The following is a 12,469-nucleotide window of genomic DNA, read 5'->3' as shown; positions in this document are numbered from 1 at the left end:
GCGGTTACCCGCCGCGTTCACCTTGCCACACTACGATTTCGTCGTGACCGTCGTCGCGGATCCGTCGACCGTGGCTCACACCACCCTGGGTGCGTTGCGCGGAACCACCGAAAGCGGTGTGCGGGTCTGGCGCGGCATTCCCTATGCCCAACAACCCATCGGGGAGCGCCGTTTTCGCGCTCCCGCCCCCGTGCAACCGTGGGCCGGGGTGCGTGACGCCGTCGAGCACGGGCCCGTGCCGCCACAGGGCCGCTCGTTCGTCGGCGGCGGCCGTGACGACCCGAAGATCCGCGACGAGGCCTGCCTGACGTTGACGATCTGGGCGCCGGCGACGGATACCCCGTTGCCCGTCATGGTCTGGATCCCCGGGGGAGCCTTCGTCTACGGCGCGGGGCAGTTGCAGCTCTACAACGGGTCCCGGCTGGCCGCCAACGGTGACGTCGTCGTGGTCAACGTGACCTACCGGCTCGGGGTGTTCGGCGGCTTCGAACTCGGCGATCTCGGCGCCGGATTCGCCGACAACCTGTGCCTGCGTGACCAGATCGCGGCGCTGCGCTGGGTTCAGGACAACATCGACGCCTTCGGCGGAGACCCGCGCCGGGTGACGATCTTCGGTGAGTCGGCCGGCGCGACATCGGTGCTGGCACTGCTGGCCAGCCCGGCCGGCGAGGGGTTGTTCGCCCGTGCGATCGCCCAGAGTCCGGCGCTGCCGCTCATCGCCGACCGGGCGACCCGGGCCAAGCGCGCCCACGAATTCGTCGACCTCGTCGGCGCCGACCCCGCCGCGTTCCCGGTGCTGCCGCAGCGAGTGCTGCGCCGCGCGGCGGGGGAGATGCAGCGCCGCAGCGCCCAGGCCACCCCGACGCTGGCCTACGGGCTCACGTACGGCGTGGACCTGTTGCCCCGGCATCCGATCGACGCGGCGCGGGCCGGTGAGGTCAATCCGGTGCCGCTGATCGTCGGGACCAACAGCCACGAGGCGTCGATGTTCGCCTGGTCCAAACCGCCGATGCTGCCGACCACCGCCGACGGGATCGACGCCTACTTCGACCGGGTCGCGCCGGACGCCCGGAACCGAGTGCTGGCCGGGTATCCGGACTATCCGCGCCGGCGTGCGCAGATAGCGGTGGGATCCGACGTCATGTTCGGCGCGCCGACATGGGCCTTCGCCGACGCCTACAGCCCGCACGCCACCACCCACGTGTACCGGTTCGACCACACCACGTGGACTCTGCGGATGTTGGGGCTCGGCGCCACCCACGGCAGCGAGATCGTGCACATCCAGCACAGCTACGGCTCATATCTGGGCCGCAAAATCCACCCGCTCGGCCGCCGCGTGCAGCCCGCGGTGGGTCGCCGGATGCAGCGCACCTGGCTGAACTTCGCCACCCACGGCGAACTGGAGGATTGGCCCCGCTACGACTCCGCGCGGCGCGCCACTCGCGTCATCCGTTCCAACCGCGACGTCTCGGTCGACGACCCCGACGCGCTGCGCAGACAGGCCTGGGCCGGGCTGTACTAGTGGAACCGCTTGTCGGTGTAGCGGCGCAGATTGGCCAGGAACCACCGGAACGACAGATTCATCAGCGGGCCGCCCACGATCAGCCCGAACCGGGCCGGACCGTTCGCCTTCTGCGCCACGGTCCAGGTCAGCCGGCAGCCGCCCGGTGTCTCCTCCACGCGGTACTCCTCGGCGAAGGCGGCCACCACCTTGTTCGAGCAGGTGTTGAAACGAAACGCCAGGTAGGTGTAGGGCTCCCAGGCCAGGAACTCCTCGTCGCCGACCAGTCCGCCGAGCATGTTCACCGTGCGGGTGGTGCCGATGCCGTACGGCTTGGGGCTGGTCCAGGTGACCCCGGTGATCACCTTGGCCCACTGCGGCCACGAGTCGGCGTCGGAGAGGACCTCGAACAGCTGCTCGGGTGTGATGGCGAGGTCCACGCTATTGGAGAAGCGGAACTTCGCGTCGCGAATGAACGTCAGATCGACGCGCTCGCAGGGATACATCGTGGTCATCGGGGCTACCTCCGTGGGAGACCATACATCGAGGTGACGTATGTCCGGTCGGGTGCACCTCATAGACTGAACCCTCGATTTCTTTCCGTCAGTATCTCGATTTTCAGGAGTTTCAGTGCTGCGCAGTCACGCCGCCGGTTCGTTGCGGGCCTCCGACGCCGGGCAGACGGTCACGCTGGCCGGCTGGGTGTCCACCCGGCGCGACCACGGCGGCGTCATCTTCATCGATCTGCGCGACGCGTCGGGCGTCTCGCAGGTGGTGTTCCACGACGCCGACGTGCTGGCTCAGGCGCACCGGCTGCGTGCCGAGTTCTGCGTCGCCGTCGAGGGCGTGGTGGGGATCCGCCCCGAGGGCAACGCCAACGCCGAAATCCCCACCGGCGAGATCGAAGTCAATGCGACAGCGTTGACTGTGCTGGGGGAGAGCGCACCGTTGCCCTTCCAGCTCGATGAGCAGCCGGGCGAGGAAGCGCGGCTCAGATACCGCTACCTCGACATGCGCAGGCACGGCGGTCCCGGTGACGCAATTCGGTTGCGCTCCACGGTGAATGCGGCTGCGCGCTCGGTGTTGGCCGCCCACGACTTCGTCGAGATCGAGACCCCGACACTGACCCGGTCGACCCCGGAGGGGGCGCGCGACTTCCTGGTGCCTGCCCGGTTGCAGCCCGGTTCGTTCTACGCGCTGCCGCAGAGCCCGCAGTTGTTCAAGCAGCTGCTGATGGTCGCGGGCATGGAGCGCTACTACCAGATCGCGCGGTGCTATCGAGATGAGGATTTCCGCGCCGATCGCCAGCCGGAGTTCACCCAGCTCGACATGGAGATGAGCTTCGTCGACGCCGACGACGTCATCGCGGTGTCCGAAGAAGTGCTGCGGGCCGTGTGGTCCACGATCGGCTACGACCTCACCACCCCGATCCCGCGGATGTGTTACGACGAGGCGATGGGCCGATTCGGTACCGACAAGCCCGATCTGCGGTTCGCAGTCGAACTCGTCGAGTGCACCGAGTACTTCAAGGACACGCCCTTCCGGGTGTTCCAGGCGCCCTATGTCGGTGCGGTGGTCATGGCCGGCGGCGCGTCGCAGCCGCGCCGCACGCTGGACGGCTGGCAGGAGTTCGCCAAACAGCGCGGGCACAAGGGCTTGGCGTACGTCCTGGTCGGTGAGGACGGCGAGCTGAGCGGCCCGGTTGCCAAGAACCTGTCCGACACCGAACGCGCCGGGTTGGCCGCCCACGTCGGCGCCGCGCCGGGCGACTGCGTGTTCTTCGCCGCCGGGACCCCCAAGGGTGCGCGTGCCCTGCTCGGGGCGACGCGCATCGAGATCGCCAAGCGCCTCGACCTCATCGATCCGACCGCGTGGGCCTTCACCTGGATCGTGAAGTGGCCGCTGTTCGAACCGGCCGACGATGCGACGGCAGCAGGTGACGTCGCGGTGGGATCAGGCAACTGGACCGCGGTGCACCACGCATTCACCGCGCCGATGCCGGAGTCGGAGGCGACCTTCGACACAGATCCGGGCTCGGCGCTGGCCAACGCTTACGACATCGTCTGCAACGGCAACGAGATCGGCGGCGGGTCGATCCGTATCCACCGCCGCGATGTGCAGGAGCGGGTGTTCGCGATGATGGGCATCGATCACGACGAAGCCCGGGAGAAGTTCGGATTCCTGTTGGACGCGTTCACCTTTGGCGCCCCGCCGCACGGCGGCATCGCGTTCGGCTGGGACCGTATCGTGGCGCTGCTGGCCGGCGTCGATTCGATCCGCGAGGTGATCGCGTTCCCGAAGTCCGGCGGTGGCGTCGACCCGCTGACCGATGCGCCTGCACCGATCACCGCCCAACAGCGCAAGGAATCCGGAATAGATTTCAAGCCGGAGAAGCTGGACAAGCCATGACCGAAACCCCTGACTTTGCGTCGCTGAACGACTTCAACAAGAACATCGTCGAGGAATTCCGGGCCAACGCCGGAGTCGTCGGCGGACCGTTCGAAGGCCGCCCGCTGCTGCTGCTGCACACCACCGGTGCGAAGTCCGGCGAGCCGCGGCTAGCTCCGCTGGCCTACTTCCATGTCGACGGGAAGCTGATCATCATCGGCTCGAAGGCGGGCGCCGACACCAACCCGGACTGGGTGCACAACCTGCGCGCCAACCCGCGGGCGCACATCGAGATCGGCACCGATGCCTATGACGTGGTCGCGCGTGAATTCTCGCGCGAGGAGCGCGACGAGGCCTACCCGAAGGTCGTGGCCGAGGCGCCCGGGTTCGGGGAATACCAGTCCAAGACCAGCCGGGTCATCCCGCTGTTCGAGCTCGCCCGCGCCTGATCGCGTGAGTACATCGACGATTGCGCGACTGATGTATGGGCGGCGGTCGTCGGGGTAATCCACTGTCGGTGGTCGGTCGTGCCCGGTGTCGGCCCAGCACACCCAGGGTCGCGATCGGACGCGGCACAGACGGAGGAGGGCGAAGTGGGACCGGATCCGCAGGAACGGCAGCAGCGGCAGGCCGAATCAGAAGCAGCCGAGGAGGCAGCCGCTCATAGCAATTGGGCGTATCCATGGCCTCCGGCCGGCGATGATTCGTCGCCGCCGGTGCAGGGTGGCGATGGCCTCCGCGGTGCGCCCCACGATGGCGGCGGGCAGCCGATCGCTTCGTCGAGCCAGGAGTCCCGTGCCGCTCGACCGGGTCGACCGGAAGGCGAGGTTTCAGCGCATGTGTCGACCCGCAGCGGCAAACAGACACCGTGGAAGGGTGTCGCGGCTTCGGCGGCGGTTGTCGTAGTCCTGGCGCTGCTGTGGAAACGGCGTCGTCGATCCACGGCGAACCGACCGACATAGCCGGCGGACCCGCCATCCGCATCGAACCGGGATTCAGCGGTCAGTAGGGCTTTCGCACGTAACCTTCGCGGCCAAGTCCGCCAACTTGTTGTCGAGCGCCTCGGCGGCGCTGAGCAGCTCCGGATTCGGCTCGACGACCATCAATGACGACGGCTTGATGTAGGTCAGGCTGCTGCCGGCGTCCTCGTCGAGGATCAGCAACTCGACCGGGGCGAACAAGCCCGCCGTCACGTCATGGCGAAGCATGGTGATCGCGATCAACGGGTTGCCGAGGATGACCCGCAACACCCTGCGTGCGATGCCGGCTTTGGTGATCCAGGCACCATGGTCGAGCAGTGCGAACAGCATGAATCCGCTTGGCCCTACGTACTTTTCGACCCGCTCCCGATACGACGGCCAATCACCGCCGGCGGCTCCGAGGTCGCCGATCGGCACCGGCCGCTCGCCGATGTCGGCGAGCAGCGCGGCAACCAGGTCGTCGTAACTCTTGGTGCTGTCGTGCCGCACCCGGACCCCGGCGAAGCTGGTCTCTGTCACCATGTCAGAGCCGCTCGATGATCGTGGCGTTGGCCATGCCGCCGCCCTCGCACATGGTCTGCAGGCCGTAGCGGCCGCCCCGCTGATCGAGGGCGTTGACCAGCGTGGTCATGATCCGCGCGCCGCTGGCGCCCAGCGGGTGCCCGATCGCGATCGCGCCGCCGTTGACGTTGGTTTTGGCCAAGTCAGCTCCCGTGTCATGGGCCCAACTCAGCACCACCGGGGCGAACGCCTCGTTCACCTCGAACAGGTCGATGTCAGCGAGGGTGAGTCCAGCCTTGCTCAGCACCTTCTCCGTCGCAGGGATGACGCCGGTCAGCATGTACAGCGGATCCGAGCCCACCACGGTGGTGGTGTGGATGCGCGCCAGCGGCTTCCAGCCGTGCCGGCGCGCGACCTCTGATGAGGTGATCAACACCGCGGCACTGCCGTCGGACAGCGGTGAGGAGTTGCCGGGCGTGATCTCCCACTTGATCTGCGGAAAGCGCGCCGCATACGCCTCGCTGTAGAACGCCGGCTTCAACCCGGCCAGCGTCTCGACCGTCGTTCCGGGACGGATGATCTCGTCGGTCTGCAGGCCCGCGATCGGCACGAGCTCGTTGTCGAACAACCCGTCCTTGGTGGCTTGCGCGGCCTTCTCGTGGCTGGCAGCGGAGAACTCGTCGAGCTCGGCACGTGAGAGCCCCCAGCGTGCGGCGATCAGCTCGGCGCTGATGCCCTGCGGCACCAGGCCGTCCGAATAGCGTGCGGCGAACCGGGTGCCGAACGGATCGCTGCCCGGCAGCACCGACGACCCCATGGGTACCCGGCTCATCGACTCCACGCCGCCGGCGATCACCACGTCGTAAGCGCCCGCGATGACGCCCTGCGCGGCGAACGAGATCGCCTGCTGGCTCGAGCCGCACTGCCGGTCGACGGTGGTCCCTGGCACCGACTCCGGGAAGCCGGCCCCCAGCAGCGCGTTTCGGGCGATGTTGACCGCCTGGTCACCGGCCTGAGTCACCGCGCCCGCGATGACGTCGTCGATCTCGACCGGGTCGACACCGGTGCGTGCGACCAGCTCGGCGAGGCTGTGCGCCAGCAGATCGGCCGGAAGCACGCCGTGCAGCGCGCCGCCGGGTTTGCCCTTGCCGATCGGCGTGCGGACCGCCCCCACGATGACGGCGTCGCGCCCTGAGTAACCGGCCATGTTGTCCTCCTGAACTCGTCGCTGAGTACTGCTCTCTATACCCAGCTATAACACCTAGGTATAGTGAAAACAACTCAGAAATGGAGTGACTTACGTGACAATGCTGCAGGGACCCCTGGCCGACCGCGACGCCTGGTCGGCGGTCGGGAAATGCCCGATCGAGAAGACCATGGCGGTCATCGGAACCAAGTCGGCGATGCTGATCCTCCGGGAGGCCTACTACGGCACCACCCGATTCGACGATTTTGCCCGACGGGTGGGTATCACCAAGGCCGCCACGTCGGCTCGGCTGGCCGAACTCGTCGACGCCGGGCTGCTGGCCAGGCGGCCCTACCGCGAGCCGGGGCAGCGGGTGCGCGACGAGTATGTGCTCACCGACTCGGGCACCGAGTTGATGCCGGTGGTGTGGGCGATGTTCGAGTGGGGCCGGCGGCATCTTCCCGACGAGAGCCGGCTGCGGCTGGCCCACCTGGAGTGCGGAGCCGACGCGACTGTCGAAATCCGTTGCACACGAGGGCATCTCGTGCCACCCGAGGAACTGGGTGTGGAGCTCAAGCGGAAAGGCGCCGCGCCTGCGTCGCGGTGATCCTGCCCCCGCCTACGATGGCCGGTGTGGACTCCACGCTGGCGTACATCGATCAAGGATCCTTCCTCGGACTGCGGGCGCTCGGTCGCGGACCGCTGGCCCAGTACGCCTGGATCTATGAGCGCCCGGTCGACTTCGACGGGCTGCGTCGCTTTCACCACAACCTCGGCCGCGGCCTGTTGGGGCGCCGCATCGAGCGCTCGCCGCTGCCTTTCGGCCGCGACCACTGGGTGGCCTGGACCGGCCCGGCCGACATCGACATCGCGGCCGCCCCCCGGCCACGCGCCGAGGCCTTGGACTGGCTCGACGAGCAGATTCGCGTCCCGATCGATCCCGAGGGCGGACCGTCCTGGCGGCTGGCCGTTCAGCCGTTCACGGAGGGTGGGGCGGTGGTCACGCTGATCGCCTCGCATTCGATCTGCGACGGGCTGGCGATCACCCTGGCCATCAAACAGGCGGCCGGCGGCGAGACCTGGGACCTCGGCTATCCCCAGCCCCATGCCCGGACCCGCGGGCAGGCCCTGCGCGAAGACGCCGCGGCCCTGGTGCGTGCGGTGCCCGACTTCGCCAAGGCGATCGGTGCCGCGGTGACACTGGCCCGCAACAGCCGGGACGAACTCACCTCATCGGCTGGACGTTCAGCGCCGGCGCCGGCCGAGATCGACGAAAGCCGGCTTGTCACCGTGCCTGCGCTGGTCGCGTACATCGACGAGGATCAATGGCAACAACGCATGGAAAGCCTTGGCGGAACCAGCAATTCGTTGTTCGCCGGAATCGCCGCGAAGCTCGGGCAGGAGCAAGGTCGGGTCGACGACACCGGACGGGTCCGGCTGCAGTTCCCGGTCAGCGAACGCACCGAGGGTGACACCCGGGCCAACGCCCTCACCGGGATGACGGTGAGCATCGACCCTGTCAACGTCACGCAGACCCTGCGCGATGTGCGTGCCGAACTGAAGAAGAACCTGGCCGCGCTGTCAGAAAGCCGCTTCGAGCTGCTGGGACCGGTGGCGCTGGCGCCGCTGATCCCGCCCGGGCTGGCCCGTCGACTGGAGGGGATGGCGCTCGGCGCGGGCGCGCCGATCGGGTGCTCCAATCTCGGGAAGCTGGACCCGGCGGTGAACCGGCCCGATGGCACCGACGCCGATCACATCGTCGTGCGTCAGCTCGAGTCGCGGATCACGGCGGACATTCTCGACCGGCTCGGTGGCACCTTGTTCCTGGCAGCGGGTCAGGTCAACGGTGAGGTTTCGCTCTCGGTCTCGGCGTGGCGTCCCGGTGGCCCGAACAGCAAAGACCTGCTGAAGGCCTCAATAGGTGAGGTCCTCGACGAATTCGGGCTCACGGCCACGATCGAGTAACCGGATCGTGTGACACCTGTCAGAAATTCGGGTGGTCCATGAGGCTGATCACACGGGTTATGCTGACAAGATCCGTTAGTCCTACTATGTAGCGGTGCTAAATGGGGCCGCGGTGAATCGACAGGCTGATCTGCGAGGCCAGAAGGGGGTCCGGTCGTGACGCTGGAAAGCCAGACCTACGCGGCCTCGGGCGCGCCAACCGACGACGCTCCGGCCGGCCCGGGAAAGCAGCAGGCTCAATCCGCAGGTCACCGCACCAAGCGTCGTGGACCGCTGCAGCTCCTTCGCAAGATATGGCTGCCGATCGTGATCGTTCTGGTGATCGCCATCGCCGCGTTCGGTGTTTTCCGCCTGCACGGCGTGTTCGGAAAGACCGAGACGACCCGGCCCGGTAGCGGCCTGGCCAATGACACCAAGCCGTTCAACCCGAAGACCGTGGTGTACGAGATCTACGGCCCGCCCGGTGCCGTCGCCACCATCAACTACCTCGACCTGGACGCCCAGCCGCAGATCGCGCGGGACGTCACCCTGCCGTGGTCGCTGACCCTGACAACCACCGCGCCGGCCGCATCGGCCAACATCGTCGCCCAGGGCGACAGTGACACGATCGGTTGCCGGATCATCGTCAACGGCGAGCTCAAGGACGAGAAGACCAACACCGGTGTGAACGCGCAGACCTTCTGCCTGGTCAAGTCCGCATGATCCTGCTGAACAAAGACGAAAAGCCGCAAGCGGAACCGGGGAGGCGGCCCCACATCGCGCAGTGGGTGCGCTGGCTGTCCGTCCCGATCATCCTGGGCTGGCTGGCGCTGACCGTCGTCACCAATATCGTCGTGCCGCAGATCGAGGTCGTCGGCCAGCAGCAGTCGGTGCCGATGACGGCGATGGACGCGCCCTCGTCGGTCGCGATGAGCACGATCGGCAACACATTCCACGAGTTCAAGTCGAACACCTCGGTGATGATCGTGCTGGAAGGCGACCAGCCGCTCGGCGACGCTGCGCACCAGTACTACAACGAGATCGTCAAGAAGCTCGAGGCCGACAAGACCCACGTCGAGCACATCCAGGACTTCTGGAGCGATCCGCTCACCGCCGCCGGGTCGCAGAGCGCCGACGGCAAATCCGCCTATGTGCAGGCCTACCTGGCCGGCAACATGGGCGAGGGTCTGGCCAATGAATCGGTCGAGGCAGTCAAGTCGATCGTCGAGAGCGTGCCCGCACCGCCGGGGATCAAGGCCTACGTCGCCGGATCGTCGGCGCTGATCAATGACACCCACATCGCCGGTGACCGCAGCCTCAAGATCATCACCGGTCTGACGTTCGGCGTGATCACCGTGATGCTGCTGGTGGTCTACCGCTCGATCGTCACGGTGCTGATCGCCCTGGTGATGGTGTTCCTCGAACTGGCGGCGGCGCGCGGCGTGGTGGCGTTCCTGGGCTATCACCACCTGATCGGACTGTCGACGTTCGCGGTCAACCTGCTCGTGATGGTCGCGATCGCGGCCGGCACCGACTACGTGATCTTCCTGTTCGGCCGATATCAGGAGGCGCGCAGCAAGGGCGCGGACAAAGAGTCCGCCTATTACGAGATGTATCACGGCACCGGGCACGTGATCGTCGGGTCCGGGATGACGATCGCCGGCGCGTTGTTCTGTCTGCATTTCACCCGCAGCCCGATGTTCCAGTCGATGGGCGTTCCGCTGTTCGTCGGCATGGTGGTGGTGGTTGCCGCCGCGATGACACTCGGCCCCGCCGTAGTGACCGCGGCCAGCCGCTTCGGCCTGCTGGAGCCCAAGGCGGCGTCCCGTGAACGTTTTTGGCGGCGCATCGGCACCGCGGTGGTCCGCTGGCCGGGACCGATCCTCGTGGCGACGACCTTCGTCTGCCTGATCGGGCTGCTTGCGCTGCCCGGCTACCGAACCGACTACAACGACCGGCACTACCTGCCTGCCGACATTCCGGCCAGTGAGGGGTTCGCCGCCGCCGAGCGGCACTTCCCGGAGGCGCGGCTGAGCCCTGAACTCCTGATGCTGCAAAGCGACCACGACCTGCGTAACTCGGCCGACTTCCTGGTGATCGATCGGGTGGCGAAGGCCATCTTCCACACGCCGGGCATCGGACGGGTGCAGACCATCACCAGGCCGCTGGGTACCCCGATCGAACACAGCTCGATCCCGTTCCTGCTGGGTATGCAGGGCACCACGCAGACGCTGAACCAGTCCTACATGCAGGACCGGATGAAGGACATGCTGAAGATGGGCGACGACATGAACGTCTCCATCGATCAGATGACGAAGATGTACGACCTGCTCGGGCAGCTCAACGCCGTCACCCACAGCATGGTCGGCAAGATGGACCTGACGCTGGCCGACATCCAGACGCTGCGCAACCACATCGCCGACTTCGACGACTTCTTCCGGCCGCTCCGCAACTACTTCTACTGGGAACCGCACTGCTTCGACATCCCGGTGTGCAACTCGATCCGGTCGGTGTTCGACACCCTGGACGGCATCGACACCATGACCGACGACTTCCAGCTGCTAGTACCGGATCTGCACAAGCTGGACCTGTTGACGGCCCAGATGCGCACGCTGATGCCGCCGATGATCGACACGATGCGCTCGATGCGGACCATGCAGCTCACCCTGCAGAGCACCCAGTCCGGTCAGCAGGATCAGATCGCGGCCATGCAGGACAACCAGAGCGCGATGGGCAAGGCGTTCGACGAAGCCAAGAACGACGACTCGTTCTACCTCCCGCCGGAGGCGTTCGACAATCCGGACTTCAAGCGCGGCATGAAGATGTTCTTGTCGCCGGACGGAAAAGCGGTGCGGTTCATCATCTCTCACGAGGGTGATCCGATGTCACCGGAGGGTCTCAGTCATATCGACCCGATCAAGAATGCGGCGTTCGAGGCGATCAAGGGCACCCCGCTGGAGGGCTCCAAGATCTATCTCGCCGGCACCGCGGCCAGCTTCAAGGACATGCAGGACAGCGCCGACTACGACTTGATGATCGCCGGGTTGGCGGCCCTGTGTCTGATCTTCATCATCATGCTGATCATCACCCGGGCCGTGGTGGCCTCCGCGGTGATCGTGGGCACGGTGGCATTGTCGCTGGGCACGTCATTCGGTTTGTCGGTGTTGATCTGGCAGGACCTGATCGGCCGTCCGCTGCACTGGATGGTGATGGTGATGGCGATCGTCATCCTGCTCGCGGTCGGTTCCGACTACAACCTGCTGCTGGTGGCGCGCCTCAAGGAGGAGATCCCGGCCGGCCTCAAGACGGGCATCATCCGCGCGATGGGCGGCAGCGGTTCGGTGGTCACCTCCGCCGGCCTGGTGTTCGCGGTGACGATGGCGGCCATGGCCTTCAGCGAGCTGACGGTCATCGCGCAGGTCGGCACGACCATCGGCATGGGCCTGCTGGTCGACACGCTGGTGATCCGCTCGTTCATGACGCCGTCGATCGCCGCCCTATTGGGCCGGTGGTTCTGGTGGCCGCAGCGAGTGCGGCCACGTCCGGTGCCGAGCCCGTGGCCCAACCCGGCGGCCCGGGCGGCGAACACCGAGCCGATCCCGGCCCAATCCAGACAGTAGCCAACCGCTTCCGGAGCAGTCCGAGTCAGCGCATGGCGTTGTGGGCGCCGTCCACGCAGCCGCGTCGGTAACTGGCGGCGTGGTGGGCGGCTTGGCTCGAGCAGTACGCCGCGATCGACTCCTCGTGCGCCTGGTAGCCGCCAGCGTCGACCCAGCGCTGCCCGTTGGCGTAGCCGGCCCAGTAGTCGGTGTCCTTGCGGTCCGAGGTCAACATGAAGATCACGCCCAGGATGGCGAACAGCGCGATCACGAGGACGGCCTGAACCCAGCGGTTGCTGAGCCAGGGCCACAGACGGGCGGGTATCCAGCGCGGCTTGGGCCGATCCACAACGAAGATTCTTGCACCCCT

The 12,469-nt window shown here is 66.9% G+C and carries 11 protein-coding genes; 7 read left to right on the top strand and 4 right to left on the bottom strand.

Going from position 1 to position 12,469, the window contains the following annotated elements; all coding sequences use genetic code 11:
- The first annotated feature begins 43 nt into the window (after nucleotides 1-43).
- Entirely contained in the window at nucleotides 44-1,522 is a 1,479-nt protein-coding gene (locus Y900_RS01515; RefSeq protein WP_036345510.1) for a carboxylesterase/lipase family protein, read from the top strand.
- Here the strand turns inward: Y900_RS01515 and Y900_RS01510 are convergent.
- Entirely contained in the window at nucleotides 1,519-2,007 is a 489-nt protein-coding gene (locus tag Y900_RS01510) for an SRPBCC family protein (protein WP_036345508.1), read from the bottom strand. The genes Y900_RS01515 and Y900_RS01510 overlap by 4 nt on opposite strands.
- 124 nt (nucleotides 2,008-2,131) lie before the next feature.
- On the opposite strand from Y900_RS01510, the gene aspS reads away from it, so the two are divergent.
- The gene (gene aspS / locus Y900_RS01505; protein ID WP_036338201.1) at nucleotides 2,132-3,910 is read left to right on the top strand and encodes an aspartate--tRNA ligase; all 1,779 of its coding nucleotides are present in this window, start codon (nucleotides 2,132-2,134) and stop codon (nucleotides 3,908-3,910) included.
- Nucleotides 3,907-4,338, top strand: coding sequence for a nitroreductase family deazaflavin-dependent oxidoreductase (locus Y900_RS01500; protein ID WP_036338198.1), 432 nt, complete (start codon nucleotides 3,907-3,909; stop codon nucleotides 4,336-4,338). Before aspS ends, Y900_RS01500 begins: the two co-directional genes overlap by 4 nt.
- 546 nt (nucleotides 4,339-4,884) lie before the next feature.
- On the opposite strand, the gene Y900_RS01495 is transcribed toward Y900_RS01500, so the two are convergent.
- Nucleotides 4,885-5,388: a DUF302 domain-containing protein gene (locus Y900_RS01495; protein WP_081845255.1), complete on the bottom strand. Its 504-nt coding sequence runs from the start codon at nucleotides 5,386-5,388 to the stop codon at nucleotides 4,885-4,887.
- Nucleotides 5,389-5,392: 4 nt separating this feature from the next.
- Complete coding sequence (locus Y900_RS01490) at nucleotides 5,393-6,577, bottom strand: thiolase family protein (RefSeq protein ID WP_036338192.1); 1,185 nt, start codon at nucleotides 6,575-6,577, stop codon at nucleotides 5,393-5,395.
- Nucleotides 6,578-6,671: 94 nt separating this feature from the next.
- Between Y900_RS01490 and Y900_RS01485 the strand changes: the two genes are divergently transcribed.
- From Y900_RS01485 to Y900_RS01470, 4 genes are all read left to right on the top strand, one after another.
- Nucleotides 6,672-7,163 carry a winged helix-turn-helix transcriptional regulator gene (locus Y900_RS01485; protein WP_036338188.1) on the top strand — a complete coding sequence of 164 codons (492 nt, stop codon included), beginning with the start codon at nucleotides 6,672-6,674 and terminating at the stop codon, nucleotides 7,161-7,163.
- Nucleotides 7,164-7,180: 17 nt separating this feature from the next.
- On the top strand, nucleotides 7,181-8,521 hold the full coding sequence (locus Y900_RS01480; protein WP_036338185.1) for a hypothetical protein: 1,341 nt from the start codon (nucleotides 7,181-7,183) through the stop codon (nucleotides 8,519-8,521).
- A gap of 273 nt (nucleotides 8,522-8,794) precedes the next feature.
- The gene (locus Y900_RS01475; protein WP_036345506.1) at nucleotides 8,795-9,223 is read left to right on the top strand and encodes an MmpS family transport accessory protein; all 429 of its coding nucleotides are present in this window, start codon (nucleotides 8,795-8,797) and stop codon (nucleotides 9,221-9,223) included.
- Nucleotides 9,220-12,120 carry an MMPL/RND family transporter gene (locus tag Y900_RS01470; RefSeq protein ID WP_036338181.1) on the top strand — a complete coding sequence of 967 codons (2,901 nt, stop codon included), beginning with the start codon at nucleotides 9,220-9,222 and terminating at the stop codon, nucleotides 12,118-12,120. Before Y900_RS01475 ends, Y900_RS01470 begins: the two co-directional genes overlap by 4 nt.
- A gap of 25 nt (nucleotides 12,121-12,145) precedes the next feature.
- On the opposite strand, the gene Y900_RS01465 is transcribed toward Y900_RS01470, so the two are convergent.
- Nucleotides 12,146-12,448: a hypothetical protein gene (locus Y900_RS01465; RefSeq protein WP_036338178.1), complete on the bottom strand. Its 303-nt coding sequence runs from the start codon at nucleotides 12,446-12,448 to the stop codon at nucleotides 12,146-12,148.
- Nucleotides 12,449-12,469 lie beyond the last annotated feature (21 nt).

This window comes from Mycolicibacterium aromaticivorans JS19b1 = JCM 16368, from assembly GCF_000559085.1.
GTDB lineage: Bacteria > Actinomycetota > Actinomycetes > Mycobacteriales > Mycobacteriaceae > Mycobacterium > Mycobacterium aromaticivorans.
This window is presented reverse-complemented; position numbering and strand designations above follow the sequence as displayed.